This window comes from Schaalia canis, from assembly GCF_003858455.1.
GTDB classification, from domain to species: Bacteria; Actinomycetota; Actinomycetes; order Actinomycetales; family Actinomycetaceae; genus Pauljensenia; species Pauljensenia canis.
The window spans coordinates 361,567-383,340 of the sequence record NZ_RQZF01000001.1; the positions used below are offsets into that span (position 1 = coordinate 361,567).

Annotated in this window: 19 protein-coding genes and 1 tRNA gene; 5 read left to right on the forward strand and 15 right to left on the reverse strand. The window is 58.4% G+C overall.

Going from position 1 to position 21,774, the window contains the following annotated elements; genetic code table 11:
• Positions 1-16 precede the first annotated feature (16 nt).
• The 9 genes from EII11_RS01480 to EII11_RS01520 form a co-directional block, all read right to left on the reverse strand.
• Positions 17-92, reverse strand: a tRNA-Ala gene (locus tag EII11_RS01480).
• A 158-nt stretch (positions 93-250) separates the two neighbouring features.
• Positions 251-646, reverse strand: coding sequence for a ribosome silencing factor (gene rsfS, locus EII11_RS01485; protein WP_240623005.1), 396 nt, complete (start codon positions 644-646; stop codon positions 251-253).
• Positions 647-848: 202 nt separating this feature from the next.
• A complete protein-coding gene (gene nadD / locus EII11_RS01490; RefSeq protein ID WP_124867846.1) occupies positions 849-1,448 on the reverse strand; it encodes a nicotinate-nucleotide adenylyltransferase in 600 nt (199 codons plus the stop codon).
• Positions 1,445-2,761 carry a glutamate-5-semialdehyde dehydrogenase gene (locus EII11_RS01495; RefSeq protein WP_124867848.1) on the reverse strand — a complete coding sequence of 439 codons (1,317 nt, stop codon included), beginning with the start codon at positions 2,759-2,761 and terminating at the stop codon, positions 1,445-1,447. Before EII11_RS01495 ends, nadD begins: the two co-directional genes overlap by 4 nt.
• Before the next feature lie 95 nt (positions 2,762-2,856).
• Complete coding sequence (gene proB / locus EII11_RS01500; RefSeq protein WP_124867850.1) at positions 2,857-3,951, reverse strand: glutamate 5-kinase; 1,095 nt, start codon at positions 3,949-3,951, stop codon at positions 2,857-2,859.
• Between the two features lie 41 nt (positions 3,952-3,992).
• On the reverse strand, positions 3,993-5,513 hold the full coding sequence (gene obgE / locus EII11_RS01505) for a GTPase ObgE (RefSeq protein ID WP_124867852.1): 1,521 nt from the start codon (positions 5,511-5,513) through the stop codon (positions 3,993-3,995).
• A gap of 107 nt (positions 5,514-5,620) precedes the next feature.
• A complete protein-coding gene (rpmA, locus tag EII11_RS01510; protein ID WP_124867854.1) occupies positions 5,621-5,881 on the reverse strand; it encodes a 50S ribosomal protein L27 in 261 nt (86 codons plus the stop codon).
• 37 nt (positions 5,882-5,918) lie between these two features.
• Positions 5,919-6,239 (reverse strand): 50S ribosomal protein L21, encoded by a 321-nt coding sequence (gene rplU / locus EII11_RS01515; protein ID WP_124867856.1) that lies wholly within the window; start codon positions 6,237-6,239, stop codon positions 5,919-5,921.
• 242 nt (positions 6,240-6,481) lie between these two features.
• Positions 6,482-9,151, reverse strand: coding sequence for an Rne/Rng family ribonuclease (locus EII11_RS01520; protein WP_205649189.1), 2,670 nt, complete (start codon positions 9,149-9,151; stop codon positions 6,482-6,484).
• A gap of 479 nt (positions 9,152-9,630) precedes the next feature.
• On the opposite strand from EII11_RS01520, the gene EII11_RS01525 reads away from it, so the two are divergent.
• From EII11_RS01525 to EII11_RS01545, 5 genes are all read left to right on the forward strand, one after another.
• Entirely contained in the window at positions 9,631-11,178 is a 1,548-nt protein-coding gene (locus EII11_RS01525) for a cytochrome ubiquinol oxidase subunit I (protein WP_124867860.1), read from the forward strand.
• Between the two features lie 17 nt (positions 11,179-11,195).
• The gene (cydB, locus tag EII11_RS01530; RefSeq protein WP_124867862.1) at positions 11,196-12,323 is read left to right on the forward strand and encodes a cytochrome d ubiquinol oxidase subunit II; all 1,128 of its coding nucleotides are present in this window, start codon (positions 11,196-11,198) and stop codon (positions 12,321-12,323) included.
• 190 nt (positions 12,324-12,513) lie between these two features.
• Positions 12,514-14,280, forward strand: coding sequence for a thiol reductant ABC exporter subunit CydD (cydD, locus tag EII11_RS01535; RefSeq protein WP_124867864.1), 1,767 nt, complete (start codon positions 12,514-12,516; stop codon positions 14,278-14,280).
• On the forward strand, positions 14,277-16,040 hold the full coding sequence (cydC, locus tag EII11_RS01540) for a thiol reductant ABC exporter subunit CydC (RefSeq protein WP_124867866.1): 1,764 nt from the start codon (positions 14,277-14,279) through the stop codon (positions 16,038-16,040). The genes cydD and cydC overlap by 4 nt, the downstream gene beginning before the upstream one ends.
• Positions 16,040-17,686: a sensor histidine kinase gene (locus tag EII11_RS01545; protein ID WP_124867868.1), complete on the forward strand. Its 1,647-nt coding sequence runs from the start codon at positions 16,040-16,042 to the stop codon at positions 17,684-17,686. The genes cydC and EII11_RS01545 overlap by 1 nt, the downstream gene beginning before the upstream one ends.
• A 159-nt stretch (positions 17,687-17,845) precedes the next feature.
• Here EII11_RS01545 and EII11_RS01550 read toward each other — a convergent pair whose 3' ends face one another.
• From EII11_RS01550 to rsmD, 6 genes are read right to left on the reverse strand one after another with little or no spacing between them, the layout of a single operon-like run.
• On the reverse strand, positions 17,846-18,460 hold the full coding sequence (locus tag EII11_RS01550) for a response regulator (protein ID WP_124868288.1): 615 nt from the start codon (positions 18,458-18,460) through the stop codon (positions 17,846-17,848).
• A gap of 57 nt (positions 18,461-18,517) precedes the next feature.
• Complete coding sequence (rnc, locus tag EII11_RS01555) at positions 18,518-19,261, reverse strand: ribonuclease III (RefSeq protein WP_124867870.1); 744 nt, start codon at positions 19,259-19,261, stop codon at positions 18,518-18,520.
• Positions 19,261-19,866: a YceD family protein gene (locus tag EII11_RS01560; protein ID WP_124867872.1), complete on the reverse strand. Its 606-nt coding sequence runs from the start codon at positions 19,864-19,866 to the stop codon at positions 19,261-19,263. The genes rnc and EII11_RS01560 overlap by 1 nt, the downstream gene beginning before the upstream one ends.
• On the reverse strand, positions 19,859-20,593 hold the full coding sequence (locus EII11_RS01565) for a hypothetical protein (protein WP_124867874.1): 735 nt from the start codon (positions 20,591-20,593) through the stop codon (positions 19,859-19,861). Before EII11_RS01565 ends, EII11_RS01560 begins: the two co-directional genes overlap by 8 nt.
• A 25-nt stretch (positions 20,594-20,618) precedes the next feature.
• Positions 20,619-21,131: a pantetheine-phosphate adenylyltransferase gene (gene coaD / locus EII11_RS01570; protein WP_124867876.1), complete on the reverse strand. Its 513-nt coding sequence runs from the start codon at positions 21,129-21,131 to the stop codon at positions 20,619-20,621.
• A complete protein-coding gene (rsmD, locus tag EII11_RS01575; RefSeq protein WP_124867878.1) occupies positions 21,128-21,766 on the reverse strand; it encodes a 16S rRNA (guanine(966)-N(2))-methyltransferase RsmD in 639 nt (212 codons plus the stop codon). Before rsmD ends, coaD begins: the two co-directional genes overlap by 4 nt.
• Between the last annotated feature and the right edge of the window lie 8 nt (positions 21,767-21,774).

The window sequence follows — 21,774 nt, forward strand, 5'->3', positions numbered from 1 at the left end:
ACAAAGGTAGTCCTAATGGTGGAGCTAAGGGGATTCGAACCCCTGACCTCTTCCATGCCATGGAAGCGCGCTACCAACTGCGCCATAGCCCCGTATTCTTTTCATCCCGGAACCTCTGCCTTCGCGTCGTTCCCGGCGACTAGAAAAGAATAGCGTGCCCGCAGTGGAGATTCCAAATCGGCACGGTGTGCGGGTTACCACACTACCTTCTTCAGGCTCTCCCACCGGCAAAACATGAGCTCACGATGGCTTAGCGCACCGCCTGCGGTTCAAGGTGACGCACAGGCACATCCCCCCAGAGTTTTTCGAGCGCGTAGTATTCCCGGTCCTCATCAATCAGGACATGAACAACCAAATCCCCATAGTCAACGAGGATCCAGCGCCCCTCTGTGCGGCCTTCAATGCGTGCAGGACGCATGTGGAGCTTGAGTGCGACCTCGTCCATGATATTTTCAGCGATGGCGCGCACTTGGCGATCTGTTGGCGCTGAGGCGACAAAGAAAGCATCAGCAAGAGCCATACGGTCCCCCACTTCAATGAGGACGGGGTCGGTAGCAATCTTGTCGCTGGCGGCTTTCGTGACAGTGTCAATCAGTTCGGCCAGTTGAGTATCACGGGTCATAGGATCCACCTCAGGGTTAGTCATTTCTGCGTGTTCCTTTCATAGTCTGTCACTGCGCTTCGCTGCTCGTCTCAGGAGAGAATGAGGAAAGAAAGCCCACCTCAAAAATGACCTAAGACACAAGTCCCGCCCGTCGTCCCTAAGTCCCGTCCGGCAGGGGTTTTTCTAGGACGTGTGGCCCCTTCTCGCGCAGGAGCCCTCACCGTCGACAGTCGGGCACAGCAGGTTACGAACGATAGAGAGCGTGCTTATTGATGTATTGCACAACGCCGTCAGGAACGAGGTACCACACGGGCTTACCGTGGCGCACCCGCTCCCGACAATCCGTGGAAGAAATTGCCATAGCCGGCACCTCCATCAACGACACTGCCGAAGACGGCAAACCGGAGGCATCCAGATGATGCCCCGGCCGAGTCACGCCAATGAAGTGCGCCATCTCGAGCAGCTCATCAGCCTGCTTCCATTGGGTGATCTGTGCCAACGCATCAGCACCGGTAATAAAGAAGAAGTCGGCGTTGGGAATCTGCTCGTGCAGATCCCGCACGGTATCGATGGTGTAGGTCGTGCCTCCGCGGTCAATATCCACCCGAGACACCTCGAAACGGGGGTTCGAAGCGGTGGCGACGACCGTCATCAGGTAGCGGTCCTCCGCAGGAGTTACACGCCGACCAGCTTTGAAGGGTTGAAGCGCGGCGGGCACGAAGATCACCTTATCGAGGCCAAAGACATCCATCACCTCAGAGGCTGCAACAAGGTGCCCGTGATGGATGGGATCAAAGGTGCCACCCATAATGCCAATCGCTGGCCGACGCGATAACTCTGTCATGGACGAATATCCCCGTCTCCCTCAATAATCCACGTCGTGGTGGTCAGCTCTTCTAAGCCCATGGGACCGCGCGCGTGGAGCTTCTGTGTCGAGATGCCGATCTCTGCGCCCAGACCGAGTTGTCCTCCATCAGTGAAACGGGTGGAAGCATTAATCGCAATGGCTGCTGAATCCAGCTCTGCGCGGAAACGTCGTGCAGAATGGGTTGAGCGCGTGCAGATCGCTTCAGTGTGCCCGGAGGACCACTTACGGATGTGGTCAATGGCCTCGTCAATGGAAGGCACAACACGCACAGCAAGATCCAAAGAGAGGTATTCGGTTCCCCAGTCCTCCTCAGTGGCTGCCACGATCCGAGCAGAATCCACACCCTCAACCGTGGCCATAATGTCACGAGTCTTGTCACAGGCGTGGATGGTAACACCAGCCTCCGTCAGTGCACGCACAGCCAAGGGAAGGAACACGTCGGCACTGTCAGCATGAACAAGAAGAGTCTCGGCTGCATTACACACGCCCACGCGCTGAGTCTTGGCGTTCATCACGATACGCTCGGCGGCAGCAAGGTCAGCATCGGCATCAACGTAGATGTGGCAGTTACCCGTGCCAGTTTCGATGACAGGCACAAGGGATTCCTCAACAACGGTACGGATCAGGCCCGCGCCGCCTCGTGGAATGAGGACATCAATACCGCCTCGTGCGCGCATCATCGCCCGAGCACCAGCCCTCCCCCACGGGTCAACCGTGCTGACAAGATCAGCCGGCAAGCCCTGCGATTCGAGGGCGGCGCGCATGACCGCCACGATCGCTTCATTCGACTTTTCTGCCGCTGACCCACCGCGAAGAATAACAGCACTACCTGCCTTGAGAGCCAAGGCCGCAGCGTCAATGGTGACATTCGGGCGAGCCTCGTAAATCATGCCGACAACGCCCATGGGAACACTCACCTGAGTGACACTTAAACCGTCAGCCGTGACGGTGCCTCTCACGACACGTCCCACTGGATCAGGCAGGGCAATGACCTCGCGCACGGCCGCAGCAATAGCCTCCAAACGTGTCTGGTCAAGGGCAAGACGATCAAGCAGGCCTTCACTCATGCCAGCGGCACGTTCGCGTTCCATATCCTGCCCGTTAGCTGCGATAATCGTGTCAGCCTTGTCGATAATTGCCTGCGCGATAGCTTCAAGCGCATCATTCTTCACGCGGGTAGTGGCCGTCGCGAAAGTGCGCGCAGCGGCGCGGGCAGCCTGCGTCAGGGCGGAAATGTCGGCGTAGTTGGCGGCCTCGCCCTTTTGCGAGGCAGTGGCGGTGGTAGTCATGGCCCCATAATCGCACATCTCGACTAATTCGCGCAGACTGGCTTCACCCCAACCGCAGCTAGAAGCAAACGTCAAAGAGCCCTCGAACAGGTGTTTTAGGCAGGGAAGGCAAGATCGTCGCGGTGAATAATCGGACGGGGGTTCGCCCACCCCATTGCCACCAGATCCTCTGCACTCAGGCCACACATCGCAGCGGCAGTATCAGAATCAACAGAGACAATACCGCGGGCGATAATACGGCCATCCGGCGCCGTCACATCAACAACGTCACCAGCAGAAAAATCACCACGTACGCGTTCGATTCCGGCCGCAAGCAGGGACTTCTTGCGCTCAACAAGGGCACGGACTGCGCCCTCGTCAATCTTGAGTTCACCGCCAGAGGGCGCTGCGTGCGCAATCCACAAAGTACGCGAGGCCGGACGCGTGGAGGACGGAGCAAACCATGTTCCGACATTCTCCCCCGCCAACACCTGAGCAAGCTTATCGGCGCTTGTCAGCATGACACCAATGCCCGAGGAGGTTGCCATTGACGCGGCCTGTACCTTCGTCACCATGCCACCTGAGCCGATCTTCGTGCCCGAACCAGCGACCTTGACAGCCTCAAGGTCGTCAATGCTGGACACATGAGTGATGAGCTCGGCTGTGGGGTCTGAAGGTGGCGCGGTGTAGAGGCCGTCAACGTCGGTAAGTAACACGAGGGCGTCCGCTGCGACGATTTGGGCCACATAGGAGGCCAGGCGGTCGTTGTCTCCAAATCGCAGTTCCCGCGTTGCCACGGTGTCATTCTCATTAATGATCGGAATGACACCATAATGCAGGAGCTTTTCCAAGGATTGGCGCACATTCGTGTAATGGTCCCGACGCATCACGTCGTCCGTGGTCAATAACACCTGCGCAACGTGATGGTGGTGGGCCTGGAAGGCGGCTGACCATTGGGCGACCAGCAGGCCCTGTCCCATTGCTGCACAGGCCTGAATAGATGCGAGGTCACGTGGGCGCGAGCTCAAACGCAAAGGTCCAAGACCGGCAGCGACAGCACCGGAGGAGACAATAATGATCTCCCCGCCCATAGCGCGCCACTGTGCAGCTAAGCGGGCCACCACATCGATCCGGTTCAAGTCCAGACCGCCATCAGGACGGGTCAGGGACGATGATCCAATTTTGACGACAATACGCTTTGCATCGGTCATGCTCGATGTGGTCACGTCCACCTGTGTTTCCTCTCCTACTGTCAGCTATTACTCGGATCGGTCCACACGCCAGCCGAACGCTCGGTCCACAGCTCATCACGCGCGGCAGCCTTAGCGTCCATGGCGTCATGGTAGCGTTCCTTACGGGCCTTGCGAGTCGGACGATCAGACTGATCAATACGCAGGTCGGAACCGCGCTGCCCCAGAAGCTCAGGCCCTGTCGACAAAGTGGGCTCAAAATCAAAGAGCACGCCGGAATCAATGTCACCGATCACCACGGCATCACCCGCCACAGCACCAGCTTTCATCAGCTCATCTTCAACACCTGCGGCAGCAAGACGATCCGCAAGATAACCGATGGCTTCATCATTGGTGAAATCGGTTTGCTTCACCCAACGTTCGGGCTTTTCACCGCGCACCTGGAACAGCGGCTCGCCGTCTTGCTCGTGGCGAATAACGGTGATTTCTTGACGTGATCCCACAGCCTTGGGGCGAATAATCTGGCGGGCAGGTTCGACGGCGGGCAGGTTTGCGCGGTGTTCGTCAACCATGCGCGCCAAGGTGAAGGAGAGCTCCTTGAGGCCCTCGTGCGAGACTGCCGACACCAGGTGAATCGGCCAACCGAACTCAGCCAGTTCCTCTTGCATGAACTCGGCGAGTTCACGCCCATCGGGCACGTCAATCTTGTTGAGGACAATGACACGGGGACGCTCCATCAGTGGAATGTAGCCATCCACCTCACCCAAGTCACCTTCGTAGGCAGCCAGCTCTGCCTCAATGGTGCGTAGATCCGAAAGCGGGTCGCGGTCAGCCTCGTAGGTGGCTGTATCGAGAATGTGAACGATGACCGCGCAGCGTTCAATATGACGGAGGAAATCCAAGCCCAGGCCCTTGCCTTGAGCAGCACCGGGAATCAGACCAGGAACGTCAGCGATGGTGTAACGAGTATCGCCTGCCTGCACAACACCCAGGTTCGGAATGAGCGTCGTGAAGGGATAGTCAGCAATCTTGGGACGCGCGGCCGACATTGCGGCGATCATCGAAGATTTTCCAGCAGACGGGTATCCCACGAGGGCGACGTCAGCAACAGACTTGAGTTCAAGAACGACGTCTCGTTCTTCGCCCGGCTCACCGAGCAAAGCAAAGCCGGGGGCCTTACGCGCTTTGGATGCCAATGCTGCGTTGCCGAGGCCACCGCGGCCACCCTGGGCAACGATAAAGCGGGTCCCAGCGCCAGTGAGGTCGGCAAGCAGTTCCCCGCTTGTGTCCTTAACGACGGTACCGTCAGGGACGGGCAGAATAATGTCCTTACCGTTGCGCCCCTGACGGAAGTCACCCATGCCCTGCGTGCCGTTGCTGGCTCTCTGGTGGGGACTGCGATGGTAGGTCAGCAAGGTGGTGACATTAGGGTCAACCTCAAGGATGACAGAACCGCCGTTACCGCCATCGCCACCATCTGGGCCGCCCAGAGGTTTGAACTTTTCTCGGCGTACGGAGGCGACGCCATGTCCGCCATTACCGCCTGCGGCATGTAATGTCACTCGGTCAACGAAGTGTGGCATGGGTCCTCCTCTAAGGACTGCTCAATGACAGGGAAGCTAGTGGGAGCGGATGTAAAAGGAAGTGGCGTCCGGCAGATTGCCGAACGCCACCTCTCAAGCGGTCAGGCTCAGGCCTGAACCGGCTCGACGATGTTGACGACCTTGCGGTCGCGACGGGTGCCGAACTCGACAGCACCGGCGCGCAGTGCGAAAAGGGTGTCATCCTTACCGCGGCCCACACCGTCACCGGGATGGAAGTGGGTACCGCGCTGACGGACGAGGATTTCACCTGCGTTAACGACCTGGCCAGCGAAACGCTTCACACCCAGACGCTGGGCATTCGAGTCGCGGCCGTTGCGGGAGGAGCCGAGGCCCTTCTTATGTGCCATGCTGAATGACTCTTTCTATCTCGAACGGGTGTGAGGCTCAGGCGATCGAAGTGATCTTGACGACCGACATCTTCTGACGGTGGCCCTGGCGCTTGCGGTAGCCCGACTTGTTCTTGTACTTGATGATGGAGATCTTAGGACCCTTGGCGGAATCGATGACCTCAGCCTTGACGGTGACCTTCTCCAGGCCAGCCTTGTCAACGGTGACGGCATCGCCATCAACCAGCATCAGGGGCTGGAGTTCGATGCTGGCGCCAATTTCTTCTGCCAGCTTGTCGACGACGACGACGTCACCGACGGACACCTTTTCCTGTCGGCCGCCGGCCTTGACGATCGCGTAGACCACGTTAAAGCTCATCTCTGTTCATACGTTCGGAGCAGGACCTCTTCCCATTAGCCCGTGGGACTGTGAATGGAAACAGGAATCCTGTTGGCGCCTGTGTGCGCCGACGATCCAATCTAGCGGATACTGCCCGTAGCAGGCAAGCCAGGTGATCGATTTTCCTGGGAAAAAGCATGTGATCTTCCACGCCCCTCCCCTTTACGAGACACGCCGCAGGAAAAGATAGACCTTTCCTGCGGCGCAACTCTCACCGACTGCTATCCGGCGTCAATGACACCCGTAGAGACCGCACGTCGACGACGCTTAGGCACCTTTGGAGCATCATCAGCCATCGCCCCTGCAGCTTCGCCTTCAGGAGAGGCCACTGCTTGCGGTAGCTCAATGGCTGCTAGCGCGTCCTCCCGCTCTTTACGGGCCTTTGCTGGACTCTTCGAGGATGCTGGATCAACGACATCTGCGCTGACAACGCGACGGCGCTTCCGGGCCGGAGTCTTGGCGGGCTCATCTCCCCGTTGGGGTAGCTCAATGGCATCGACCGTTAAAGGACGTTCTACTGCTGATTCGGTTTCGCCATATTGTTCATCAGGGCGCTGAACCGGCGCGGGGAGCTCGATAAGGGCATGAGCGGCACTGCGTTGAGGCTCAACAACATCGGTACTGACAACGCGGCGGCGACGTGTAGCTCGCGAGGCACCCTTCTTTGCAGGGGCATCCGAGACAACATGCGAGTCGCGAGCAGGCTGCGTATCAGACTTCTTCTTCGTGGATGCTGATGCTGCGGTTGTATCAACAGAAGTTGACGTGTCGACACGCCCCTTATCGGCAACCTGTGAGCTTTCACCCTTCCCCTTACGCGCCTTGCTCTTCTTTTCAGCAGGCGCCGCTGAAGGGGCAATCAATGCAGATTCATCCGCCGGAACGTCAGCGGTTGCGGCATCATCAGTCGGGACAAGCTCGTCCTTTGTATGGGATGCTGCGGCGTGAATGGCGCTCAAAGCTTCACGAGCGCGCTCACGAGTTGCACTGTCCTCTTCAAGACGGCGCGGTTCTTCAGTCTGAGCCTTCTTCTTACGCTGCTTGGGAGTGGGCTCACCGGGCACCTGATGTTCAACAGGGTCATGGTGGACAATAAAGCCCTTGCCCTCGCAGGCGGAACAGGTGGTGGAGAAAGCCTCAACGAGGCCTTCCCCCACGCGCTTACGAGTCATCTGAACCAATCCCAAGGATGTAATCTCTGTGACCTGATGGCGGGTACGATCACGACCCAGGCACTCCACCAAGCGACGCAGGACAAGGTCTCGGTTTTGTTCAAGGACCATGTCGACAAAGTCGACAATGACAATACCGCCAATGTCACGCAGACGAAGCTGACGAACGATCTCTTCAGCCGCTTCAAGGTTGTTGCGCGTCACCGTTTCTTCCAGGGTGCCACCTGCACCGATGAACTTACCGGTGTTTACGTCGATGACGGTCATTGCCTCGGTACGGTCAATGACTAAAGTGCCACCTGAAGGAAGCCAGACTTTGCGATCCATTCCCTTGGCGAGCTGTTCATCGACGCGATGCGCAGCGAAAACGTCTTCAGTACCTACCCATTGTTCAACGCGGCTAGACAGCTCGGGGGAGAGCTCATCAACGTATTCCTTAATGGTGTGGTAGGTGTCGCGCCCCTCAATGACGAGTGAGGTGAAGTCCTCATTGAAAATATCGCGCACAACTCGCACAGCAAGTTCGGGTTCGCCACGCAGCAAGGCAGGGGCTGACTTCGTTGACGCCTGCTTCTTCTCAATGTCAGACCACTGCTTCACCAGGCGGGTGACATCGTCACTGAGCTGTTCCTCAGAGGCACCTTCAGCAGCCGTGCGTACAATGACGCCACTGCCAGCAGGGACAACCTTTTTGAGGATCTTCTTCAGGCGAGTACGTTCAGTGTCAGGGAGCTTACGGGAAATACCCATCATGGAGCCACCCGGAATGAGCACAAGATAGCGGCCCGCCAGGGTGATCTGACTGGTGAGGCGCGCCCCCTTATGGCCGATGGGATCCTTCGTCACCTGAACAAGGACGGCATCGCCAGAGTTCAACGCCGATTCGATGCGGCGCGGGCGCCCTTCCAGCCCAACAGCATCCCAGTTGACTTCGCCGGCGTATAGGACAGCGTTGCGTCCTCGGCCAATATCAACGAAAGCTGCTTCCATGGAAGGCAGCACGTTTTGGACGCGGCCAAGATAAATATTTCCCACCATTGACTGTTGGGTGCGGCGCGCGACGTAGTGCTCGACCAAGAGATCATCCTCGATGATCGCAATCTGATCAAGACCGTCTCGGTGACGGATCACCATCTTGCGGTTCACTGATTCTCGGCGTGCCAAAAACTCAGATTCGGTGATGACGTGACGGCGACGGCCTTCCTTACGGCCCTCACGGCGACGCTGTTTCTTGGCCTCCAGACGAGTGGAGCCCTTCAGCGCCTTCACTTCATCTGGAGATTCTGCTTCATCAGCGGTGGTACGAGTCCGACGGCGGCGACGGCGGCGGCTCGTTCCTTCCGAATCGTCCTCACCATCTTCAGCAGAGCTGATTTCCTCGGTAACGGATTCATCGTTAGAGGCCTCAACGGCAGGCTCTTCGTCGGAATGACGACGCGCCTTGCGGGTCTTACGGACGCGCTTGGGAGCCTCATCCTCCCCATTCTCTTCGGAGGTGTCGACGATCGTTTCCTTCGCTTCTTTCACCCTACGGGCGCGGGTGCGCTGTTTACGAGCGGGAACTTCGTCAGCGTCATCGTCGGAGTATGACGGACGCTCAGTTGGCGCCACAAAAGCGGGTGCCGATTGGAAAGTAGGTTCCTGGAATGTCGGAGCCTGGAACAGCAATGACGCTGCGGGCGTTCCCGGAAAATCCTGGGTATCGTGCGGGGTAGTCACGGTTCTCCATATAAAGAGGGGTCGCACACCCAACCTCTCCAGTTGTGCTCGCCCCCGTTACGGGGCGGAAGTCCATGCGGCGCACGCTCAACGCGTGACGGTGGAAGATTCACAACACCGTGGCTGCGAAGGTGTGTTCACAGCGGCCGTTCTTAGCCTCTATTCTTCCACAGGTTCGCGCCAATGTGCATAGGCACATCGGCCACTGACAAACTCCCATCGCTCGTTGTGACCTCAACCTGTAATACGGGACTATGTCGATCCTGCGCCAGAGCCCGCGAATCGCGCTTCTTCCCACGGAAAAGAAAGCAACCTGACACGGTGACACAACTCTGTCACGAAATGAGAAAGACCCGCCGTATTAACTATTCTCTTGATAGGACTTTGGACTAGGCTTCTTGACAAGATGTCAGGATGATAGGCAGAGCTCTATCAACTGGCGTTGTCCTTGTCCACCCATCATCCGGAAAGGCGAGCACATGGAACTCGTTCCGGCAGCGCTTGACGCGCTGACGCTGGGACGCTGGCAGTTCGGTATTACCACCGTCTACCACTTTATTCTCGTCCCACTGACCATCGGCTTGTCGCTGCTGGTTGCGATCATGCAAACCATCTGGCATAAGACTGGCAAGCAAGAATGGCTTCAAGCGACCCGTTTCTTCGGCAAGCTCCTTCTTATTAACTTCGCACTTGGTGTTGCCACCGGTATCGTGCAGGAGTTCCAGTTCGGCATGAACTGGTCCGAATACTCCCGTTTCGTCGGCGATATCTTCGGAGCTCCCCTCGCTGTCGAGGCCCTTCTCGCTTTCTTCCTTGAGTCCACTTTCTTGGGCCTGTGGATCTTTGGCTGGGGTCGCCTGCCTAAGGCCATGCACCTGGCTTCCATCTGGCTCGTCGCCATCGGCACCTCTGTTTCCGCACTGTGGATCCTCGGTGCTAACTCATGGATGCAGCACCCCGTCGGCGCCGTATTCAACCCTGAAACCGGCCGCGCCGAACTTGATGGCGTCAACGGCTTCCTGCAGGTTGTTCTCAACCCTGTGCTTTTCTGGGAGTTTACCCACGTCATCACCTCTGCATGGATGGTGGCAGGTACCTTCGTTGCCGGCTTGGCAATCTGGTGGATGACTCGTGCAGCCCGAGAAGGCGGCGAGCATGGCATGAAGGAAGCCCGCAACATCTGGCGTCCATTGGCTCAGTTTGGCCTCATCGCCACCATTATTGGCGGCCTCGGCACTGCCGTTACCGGCCACTTCCAGGGTCAAGAACTCGTTGAAATCCAGCCCATGAAGATGGCTGCTGCTGAAGGTGTCTGTGTTGACACCGCAGGGGCCGCCTTCACCGTTGCACAGTTTGGCGAATGTCCCCTGGACGGCTCCTACGAGCCGACCAAGTTCATCCAGATCCCCGGCGTTGCTGCATTCATGTCACACGATGATTTCAGCGCTACCGTCGCCGGCGTCGCCGATGAACAGGCACGCATGGTTGAACTACTCAACAGCAACAAGGACTTTGTCAACACCTACGGCGATGCATCGAAGTACGACTTCCGCCCGCCGCAGATGGCAACCTTCTGGTCCTTCCGCCTGATGATCGGCTTTGGCGCATTCTCGGCTCTTCTTGCCCTGTGGGCACTGTGGGCGATGCGCAAGGGCGCAGTCCCCACCTCGGCCGCTCTTGGCAAGTTCGCGGTCATCACGATCCCGATGCCGTTTATCGCGGCCTCCTTCGGATGGATCTTCACGGAAATGGGTCGCCAGCCCTGGGTTGTTCACCCGAACCTCAGTGCTCTGGCAAATGGTGACCCGGTGGCCTCGGTCCTCATGATGACCGACATCGCTGTCTCCACCCACGTTCCTGCCTGGCAGATCCTCTTCACCATGATCGCCTTCACCGTCCTCTACGGTGTGCTGGGCGTGGTCTGGTACAAGCTCATCAAGCGCTACGCACTTGAGGGTATTCACGTGTCCACCGAAAACAAGGGTGATGACTCCGCCAAGGGCGGCGCACTCACCTTCGGATACTGAGAGAAGGAGACACTCTGATGACTCTGAGCATCCTGTGGTTCATCCTCATCGCCGTCCTGTGGACCGGTTACCTCATCCTTGAAGGCTTCGATTTTGGCGTCGGCATGCTCCTGCCTGTCGTTGCAAAGGATGATCGTGAGCGCACCCAAGCGACCCGCACTATTGGCCCCCACTGGGACGGAAACGAAGTGTGGCTGCTGACCGCTGGCGGCGCAACCTTCGCAGCCTTCCCCGAATGGTACGCAACCATGTTCTCGGGCATGTACCTGGCTCTCTTCGTGATCCTGGTCCTGCTGATTTTGCGCATCTCGGCTCTTGAGTGGCGTTCTAAGATCGCCTCGGTCAAGTGGCGTTCCACCTGGGACACCATGCACACCGCTGCAGCATACGGTGTGCCCCTGCTCTTGGGTGTTGCCTTCGCCAACCTCGTTCAGGGCATGCAGATTGAGGTCGTTGACCGCGCCGGTCAGGTAATCGCACCGGCTGAGGTTGCCGCTAACCTCAACACCGCTGCGCACCAGCTCACCGGAGGATTCTTCTCTCTCCTGACTCCCTTCACCCTGCTGGGCGGTCTGGTTGTCGTTGCTATTTGCTTCGCCCACGGCGCGCAATTCCTCGCTCTCAAGACCGAGGGTGCTGTCCGTAAGCGTTCCAACGACATTGCTCCCGCTGCATCCGTCGTCGCCACCGCTCTTGCAGCCGTGTGGGTTCTATGGGGCCAGCTCGCCTACTCGGAGAATCTCCTCGCGTGGATTCCGCTGGTGATTGCAGCACTGGCTCTCATCGCCTCAGCAGCCTTCTCCCAGAAGGCCATGCGTTCCGAAGGCAAGGCCTTCACCTTCTCAGCAGTAGCCATTGCTGCTGCTGTCGCATGGATTTTCTCTGCGATGGCTCCTGCCGTGATGAAGTCCAGCATCGACCCTGCCTACTCGCTCACCATCGAGCAGGCTTCGTCGACGCCCTCAACCCTGACCGTGATGACCATTGTCGCCGTGTGCTTCGTGCCCGTCGTTCTGGCCTACACTGCATGGTCCTACTGGGTGTTCCGTCACCGCGTCTCCGTCAACGATGTTGACACCAACGCGGGTCTGCTTCCTGAGCGGATCCGTATCGGTCACAACTTCTTGACCAGCACCGACGCCTGATCCTCATCCGATCAGACCCCAGGGGTGGGGGCCACTAACACCGTTAGTGGCCCCCACACCTCTTTTTCACTCCGTCTTTCTTTCTCCTCTCGGATTCCTCCGAATATTCAGGCCTTTTCCTACGTCACCCTCAGCCGGAGCCGCATGACACATGTAGGCATGCCTGTTAAAAAACAGGCACAATTGGACAGTGCGTCCATTTGATCCCCGTTTGCTTCGCTATGCCCATTCGGCCAGGCGTCACATTATTACGATTTCAGTAATCGGTTTTCTTACCGCTGCCCTTGTTATCGCCCAAGCCCTTGTCATCTCAACAGCAGTGTCGCCAGTTATCACAGGACACGCCACACTCAACGACGTGTGGCACTGGGTGCTGATCCTCTTGGGTATCGTCGCCTTTCGCGGTGGCCTCGTGGCGCTACGCGAAGCCTTAGGACACCGCGCTGCCGAACAGGCAATCGGAGAACTCCGCGAAGCACTCGTTCGCAAGGCTGAAGCACTCGGCCCCCGCTGGCGCGCACGTAATGGCGCTGAAACCGCCACGCTCATTAGCCGCGGCCTGGATGATCTCGCGCCCTACTTTGTGAAGTTTCTTCCTCAGCTTGTCCTCGTCTCCACTGTGACGCCCCTCGCCCTGGCCACCATTCTCCTGCTGGATTTTTGGTCTGCACTTATCGCGGCACTCACCATTCCTTTGATTCCAATCTTTATGGTCCTCATTGGGCGTTTCACCCAGGACTCCACATCCATCAAATTGGCGGCCATGGAACGCCTCGGGGCTCAGCTCCTCGACCTCATGTCAGGACTTCCCACTCTGCGTGCCCTCGGCCGCGAGAAAGGCCCCAACGCACACCTCAAAGAACTCGGTGAAGCAAATACCACGGCCACAATGGCAACCCTTCGTATCGCTTTCCTTTCAGGAGGAGCACTCGAATTCCTTGCCACTCTCTCAGTCGCCCTTGTTGCCGTTGAGGTCGGTATGCGCCTAGTTGGCGGCTCCGTTACCCTCGTGACCGGTCTGGCAGTCATTATGCTCGCCCCCGAAGTTTTTGAACCGCTACGGCAGGTGGGCGCCCAGTTCCACGCTTCAGCTAATGGTGTGGCCGCAGCCAACGCGGCCTTCGCCATTCTTGAGCAGGACGAGGCTCCCCGTGGAACCACACCAGCACCGCGACTCACGACGTGCCGTATTGAATGTGACAACCTCAGCGTCGCTGCACGCGGAGCTTGGGCTCCTCGCAACCTCCAGGCCACCATTGAGCCCGGTACGATTGTGGCCCTCCAAGGAGACTCCGGTGCAGGAAAGACCACCACCGCCATGTGCCTACTTGGCCTTGAACGTCCCACTGAGGGGCGGATTCTCCTGCACAGTCCAGAAGGCAGCATCGACCTTGACGATTGCGCACCCGAATCCTTCTGGGAACAAGTCATTTGGATTCCCCAATCCCCTACCCTCATCGCTGGCACTCTTCGAGATAATCTTCCCGCCGCAAGTGACGACGAACTCGCTCAGGCTGCTCGGATGACCACCTTCGACGAGGTTCTCGCGACACTACCCAAGGGCTGGGAAACACCAATCGGTAGTGGTGGTCTGGGGTTGTCAGTGGGGCAGCGCCAACGCCTCGCCCTTATGGAGGCTTTCCTCACGCGAGCTCCCCTCGTCGTTCTTGACGAGCCCACCGCGCACCTTGATGCGCTCTCAGAAGAGTCCGTCACCCGCGCTGTCGCCGCTCTCAAGGAAGCCGGCTCAACGGTGGTTGTCATCGCGCACCGTAAAGCGATGCTTGATCTTGCCGATCAGGTCATCCCCGTGCGCCGCAGTACAGCCAGCATTGACGACATCGAACGCTACCCGATTCTCACGCCCGTTGACACCCTCGACTCCCTTGAGGTCACCTTGCCGACATTCCTTGACGACGCGCTCCTTGAGGACACTGCCCCGCAGGAGGAACGATGACACTATTCCTCACCCCCGTTGAACGCAAGGCTCTTCGACGTGTCCTTAGCCTGCTTGACGTTGACCGGCGAGGATTCGCCCTTTCTGTCCTCCTCGGTGTCGTCGGCCTTGGTTCTTCCATCGCTCTAGCGGCAACCTCAGCCTGGCTCATTGCGCGCGCCTCCCAGCACCCACCGGTGCTTTACCTGACCGTGGCAGCAACTTCCGTTCGCATGTTTGGTGTGTTGCGCGCCCTCATGCGTTATCTTCAACGCCTCGCCAGCCACAAGGTCGCCCTCGCTGGCATGGATTCACTTCGCTACTCGCTCTACACCCACCTGGCCAACGGCCCCGTGAACCGCGTTGCTCAACTTCAGCGCGGAGATCTTCTAGCACGCACCGGTGCCGATGTCGATGCCGTCGGCGACTTCGTTGTCAAGGCTTTACTTCCAACTGTTGTGGCGGCAATCGTCGGCACAGGCACCGTGATTGGCCTCAGTGTGATCTCCCCCGCGGCCGGCATGATTCTTGCCCTTTGTCTGCTGCTTTCTGGCGTTATTGCTCCCCTGCTGACTATGCGTAGCGCGCGCATTGCTGAGCTTTCAACGCAGGAAGCACGCACACGCATGTCTGAGACCGTCCTGAGCGTTATGGAGGGAGCCTCTGAGCTTGCAATCTCTGGAAAACTCCCCCGCGTTCATGAGCAGCTTGCCACCCACGAGGCCGAGATTAACCGTGCGACGCGCGAAGCGGGAAGAGTCGCGGGCATTGCGGCAGGCATCGATCGCTTAGCAATGGGGCTTGCTGTTGTGGGCGCTCTCATTGTGGGTATTCCTGACACCGTAGGTGGCCAAATTGCAGCCGTCTCGCTGGCGGTCCTTGCGCTGACCCCTCTCGCTTCCTTCGAAGGTACCGCCGAGCTTGCCCCCGCTGCCGTTCAATTGGTGCGTTCTGCCGGGGCAGCGGTTCGCATCGACGAACTTCTTGGGGACGATACTCCAATCCCCACCCACCCGCTTCCGCCCTCGTCAAACGGCCCGATCGTCACGGCGGACAATCTGGCGATTGGCTGGCCCGGTGGCCCCACCATCGCTGAAGGAATCTCACTACAGCTCGCTCCTGGCTCTGCAACAGCAATCGTCGGTCCCTCCGGTGTAGGAAAAACAACCCTGCTTTTCACATTGGCTGGCATGATTCCTCCACACTCCGGGTCGCTGACAATCGACGGCGTTGATCTGTGGGGAGCAGAGCGCGAGGCGCTGACAGAGCGGCTGACGATGACAGCAGAGGACGCCCACGTCTTCGCGACGACCGTCATCGAAAACCTCCGCGTTGCCAACCCGTCCCTGAACGAGGCGGATGCCCTTGAGCTTCTTCACGCGGTGGGCCTCACTCAGTGGGTTTCGGAGCTGCCTTCTGGTCTTGAGACTTTGCTTGGTTCGGGAGGAACAACAGTTTCTGGTGGTGAACGTCGTCGTTTGCTCATGGCGCGAGCGCTCGCTGCACCTTCTCCCCTGCTCGTCTTAGATGAGGCGAGCGAGCATCTGGATTCCCAGATGGCTGATACGCTCATGCGAACCCTTTTTGAGCGTAGCCGCACGGATAAGCGCGGCATTCTTATCGTCTCGCATCGCCTGTCGGCGTTGGATGCCGCCGACACCGTTATGGTGTTTGCTCCGGGAACAGACGGTAAACCTGCTCGGGTGACAGACATCGGCACACATGAAGAGTTGTATGAGCGTTCAGAGGCCTATCGCTGGGCGCGCGAACAGGAGGCGTAATGACTCCCGATCGGACGGATTATCGTCTGCTGGAAGCCGCACTTGACCTGACTTCAAATCTGCAGGTGTCGGCAGCTTTACAGAACTTCGTTCAGCAGGCCTGCCGCCTCACACGAGCCAGACGCGGAGCCCTTGTGGTACTCGACACCTGGGGTGGGACTGCGGACCTCATTGAGCACGTCATCCCTGATGGCGAGGCACTTTCCCCTCTCCCCATTGATCCAACACTCGTGCGCTCCATCCCCACAGACGGCGCTTTTATCGCCAACACGGTGGAGCACACTGCCGGATACGCACCGATCGCCAACTTCCTTGGTGTGCCCGTTCCCTTGCACGATCAGGTCTATGGGCTTCTTTACCTCACCGACAAACTCGGCGGCTTCGACGAAACCGATATTTCCCTCATCAGCGCACTCGCAAATGCGGTGAGCGTTGCGGTTGAAAATGCCCAGCTCTACTCCCAAGCACGCACGCGCGAACGCTGGATTGCGGCCTCCCAGTCCCTCACTACCACCATGTTGGAAGGCGCAGACGAGGAAGAAGCACTCGAACTCATCGCCCAGACGGTGCGGGCCGTGGCCGACGCTGATACGGCAATTATCGTCCTGCCTTCTGTGGGCGACACCTGGGCAGCAGAAATCACCGACGGCTACCACGCTGACCGCCTGCTTGGCCTCGTATTCCCCCCGGAGGGGCGCGCCATGTCCGTTCTCAATGAGGGCACCGGCATGATCGTCGATTCCATGGCTCGAGCACAGACCATGCGACTCAAGCAGCTGAGCGAGTTTGGCCCCGCCCTCTACGCGCCCTTACGTTCACGCGGCCAATCCTCAGGTGTTCTGATCCTCTTCCGCAAGACCGGGGCTCCCGAGTTCGAGTCCTCTGACCTTCCTTTAGCTGAGTCACTGGCCTCTCAAGCTACGCTTGCCCTTGAGCTTGCTTCGGCACGCCATGCAGAAGACGTCGCTTCCCTTCTTGATGAACGTGACCGAATTGGCCGTGACCTGCATGATTTCGCTATCCAGCAGCTTTTCGCTGCCGGCATGCAGCTTGATGCCACGAAACAAAAGGTCTCAAGTGGAGAACTCGATCGGGAAGGCATCATGGCCTCCCTTGACGAGTCGTTAGCGTCTGTTGACGAGGCCGTTCGCCAGATCCGCGCGATTGTCCATGACCTTCGTGAGCCTGATCGGAGCGTTGGCCTGGTGGAACGAATCCGCCGAGAAACTTCCCTTTCTCGTTCTTTCCTCGGCTTCGCCCCGTCCCTGGTGATTTCTCTGGATGATCGCCTTATTAACGAGGTCGAAGAGGAAGAAGATGCCCTGATTGAGGATCTTCAAAACCGTATTGCCCCGGACATTAGTGACGACATGGTGGCAATCGTTCGAGAGGGCCTATCCAATATTGCCCGGCATGCCAAAGCCACCGCGGGATCTGTCACCGTGGAGGTACGCGGAGTCTGCGGGGCGGGTTCGGTGAGTTGTCGCGTTGCTGATGATGGAGTGGGCATGGATCCCAATCGCACCCGCAATTCCGGTCTTGCCAATATGCAAGAACGGGCTCGCCGCCACGGCGGCACCTTCCATCTTTCAGCGGGCATTGACGATAAGGGCACGCAGATTAACTGGCGTGTCCCGCTCACCTAAAACGCCAAGGAAAGATCAGAACGCCCACAGGCAGCACACGAGTACAGGGCCGCGCTCCTTCCACAGATGAGAGAGCGCGGCCCTGGAATTGTTTGTGCGAATGCCGGTTCCTGATGCTCACTGTCACGAGGGTTGCGGCTCCGCCGCCCGTAAGGGGTGTCAGTTCCTCCACGCCGCAGCGCGCTGGCCAGCCACCCATGCGGCAACCTGAGTGCGGCGCTGTAAGCCCATCTTCGACAAGAGCGAGGTGATGTGGTTCTTCACGGTCTTTTCCGCCACGCCAAGCTTTTCGCCAATCTCCCGATTAGACAGGCCATCGCCAATGAGTTCAAGCACCTTGCGTTCTGAGGGAGTCAGGTCAGCGGTCGGGTCATCATGATCGGCGCGACGGCGCGTGACTGTGCGTTCATCCAGGAGCACGCGGCCTGCAGCAACGGCCTTAATGACGTCGGTGATCTCTGCTCCGCGCACAGTCTTGAGGACGTAAGCGCGGGCGCCCTTCTCCAAGGATTCGGCCAGAGCACCGTCGTCATCAAAGGAGGTCAGAACAATGGGGAGCACCTCTGGCAGGGTTTGACCGAGCTTTTCCATAATGTCGATCCCCGTGCCATCAGGGAGCTGAAGGTCAACCAGGATAACGTCGGGGCGGACGAGGTCTGCGCGGCGGAGGGCGTCGGCAACGGTGCCGGCCTCGGCTACGACCTCAAGCCCGTCAGCGCGATCGACAATCTCGGCGATCCCACGGCGAACAATCTCATGATCATCAACGATCATTACACGAATATTAGTCATGGAGTCGGTGTTTCCCTTCGTATGACGTGCACCTGTGCCTCAACTGGGCGACTGGGTGCGAATAAAGTCTGGTTCTAACGCTAGCAAAGCTGCACGCGCAGCGAGGTTCTCAGCGTGTTTCTTGGATGTATCCAGGGCCATCCCCTGCGGGCCTTCCCTGCCCTCAATAAAAACCTGAGCGGTGAAGGTTCGCATGTGATCAGGGCCTTCGCCCGTCACCACATAGGAGACCTCTCCCCACCCCTGAGCGCGAGAGTATTCAATCAGGCTTGTCTTCCAATCCTGCGTCTGACCGCGCACAAAAGCCTGGTCAAGCATCGGGGCAAGGTGCGTGAGGATCACCTTCTGAGCCACCTCAAAACCGTGAGTAAGGTAGGTGGCACCCAGCAGAGCTTCGAAGGTGTCCGAGAGAATCGAGGCTTTGGTGCGACCGCCAGAAAGATGCTCCCCCTTACCCAAGAAGATGTAGTCACCCAGCCCTAAGGTGCGTGCAGCCTGCGCGAGGGGCGTTTGAGAGACGGTGGCGGCGCGCATCCTCGACAACTCCGACTCGCTACTTTGCGGATAATCGTGGAAAAGGCGCTCGGCAATAACAATAGAAAGCACTGAGTCCCCAAGAAACTCAAGTCGCTCATTATTGGGCAGTCCCCCCGCTTCGTTGGCGTAGGAACGATGCGTCAAGGCCAGACGGAGAAGATCCTCTGGGATCGCCGCCCCCCAGAGCGCCATCAGCGCATCAAGGTCTTCAGCGGGCGGTTGGGGAAGTTTGGAGCGTTTAGCCACTATCGGCCCTCGCCCTCGGCGGTTCCCTCAGCGGCAGTGCCACCGTCCGTGAGAAGTCCAGAATCGAGCAGTGCTGCCAGGCCTGCCAGACGAGGATCAATGACCTCGTGAACGTGATCCTCTGGCAGCTCACTCCACTTTTCGCCGCAGTCTTGGCACAGACCTTCGCAGTCCGGCGAGCACAGGGGCCTTTCATCCACCAAAGTGATGACAGAATCTCGCAGCAGTGGCTCAATGTTGATGACATTGCGGCGATCAATGGTGAACAGATCGTCGTGTTCTTCATCCTCCCCAGCCTCCGCAGCGAAGCGCTCAGCGGCTTCAGGCTCGAAGAAGACCTCTGCCGCGTCAATAGCGTGCTCGCGGCGCACAGGGTCAAGGCAACGCACACATTCCCCAAGAAGCTCAATATCGGTGGAGAGCTGTACAAGAACACCATCATCCACCGATGTCAGCGTGACATCAATGAGAAGCTCGGTTCCTGGCTCCACACGCATGGAGGAGGTGCCAAGATCATCGGGCACCGCCCAGGTGAGCTCCCGGCTGATGGTTGATCCAAGCTGACGAGGCAGCTCAAGGAGAGACAGTTCTAGAGAGTCACTCATCAATACTGATATCCGTTCGGTCGATGCCGCTTCGTTCGGCAATAGCGCGGCGCCCCGCATCGGTGCGCCGTTGAAGATCATGAAGAAGTTGAGCCAGTTCCGTCAAACTCTTTGCCGCATACTCGTCAGCTCCGCGACGCAACTGGGATTCTTGGTGGCGTGCCTCAGCAACGATTTCACGCGCGCGCTCCTGAGCAAGTTGGCTGATATTTTCAGAGGCGATGAGCCGTTCAGCCTGAGCATTCGCATCCGTCAGGATTGCTTCAGCTTCAGCGCGAGCCTGAGCGATAGTCACCTCAGCATCCTCCTGCGCCCGCTCAAGCATACGTTCGCTGCGTTCACCGGCATCACCCACAAGCTGCTGAGCTTTCTCACGGGCCTCGTCAATGGTGGCGCGGGCACGCGAGTTAGCCTCGGCAATAGTGACTTCAGCGGCAGAATCGGCGCGACCGAGTACAGCATCTGCATCAGCAACAACAGCATCAGCAGCGACGAGATCCTCAGGTAGGGCTTCTCGGGCCTGCTCAAGAAGGTCAAGAAGTTCAGCCTTATTCACCATGACTGTGGCTGACAAGGGCACGGCTCGCGCCTCCTCAACCAGATCTTCGATCTGATCAAGAATTGCGATCACCGTTGAGGGGCCGTACACGGCTTGATCTTCCCACTGGCCCTCTTCGTAGATATCGGAAGGTTCGTGGCTGTCAGCGTGTTCGAGGCTGTCGGTCATAGTGTTCTCCCCTGGTCTGTTCCCGTTATCGTGACCCGTCTGCTATCCCGCTTCTATTGTCCCGCATGAAAGCAGCGACTTCCGCCGGAACATACCGGGAAGGGTCGATTCCCCAGCGCATAAGCTCTCGAACAATGGATGATGAAATATGAGACAGTTCCGGACGTGTGGGGACAAGAAGTGTCTCGACACCTCCGAGGTCTCGATTAATCGCTGCTTGGGTTGCCTCATTCGTCATGTCCGCCCCGTCCCGCACCCCTTTCACAACGAGGGTGCTACCGTGACTGGCACAAAACTCGACAAGGGTCGTTGTCATTATCTCAACGCGCACATGCGGTAGGTCGGCGGTGGCCCGGCGGATCATTTCCTGGCGTTCTTCCGCAGTAAACACGGGGTTTTTCGCATGGTTGACGCCCACGGCGATAATCAGTTCGTCGACAAGGCAACCGACGCGGAGAACAAGATCATGATGACCGCGAGTGTAGGGGTCAAAAGATCCAGGAAATACGGCTCGACGAGGTGCACGATTCTCACTCATACGATTCCTCCTTCTGACATCCGTGATCCATCCAAATCGTGTGGGACGTCTGCAGATTCCTTCATCTCAGGCAGTGGCGGGCCAGCAAACCACATCACCGTTTCACCGTAGGCGCGTCGCTCTTCACGGACGAGGTCGACAGGCCATTGGGGTTCAGGGGAGCGAGAAGATGCCTCAACGATGACGAGCGTATCGGAGTGCATCCACGGCCCTAAATGAGCAAGCACTGTATTCAGTTGCACTGCGGGCATGTCGTAGGGCGGGTCAATGAAGATCACGTCGTATTCGCCGCTGAGGGATTCGCCGTCACGCTGAGCAATGTAGGTACCAACGTCAGCACAGGCAACACTACCGAGTGCGGCAAGATCCGTTCCAGCGAGGTTTTGCTTGATAGTAGCGGCCGCCAGACGCGATTTTTCAACGAAGGTAGCGCGGCGGGCACCTCGTGAAAGAGCCTCTAATCCCAGGGCGCCGCTACCGGCATACAAATCAAGGACCGCGGCACCACTCAGGATGCCCATGTGATCAAGACGGGAGAAGAGCGCTTCACGGACTCTTTCAGAGGTTGGGCGCGTTCCCTTGGCGGGCACTTTCAAGGTTCGCCCACCGGCGCGCCCAGCAACGATTCGGGTCATGCCCTCAT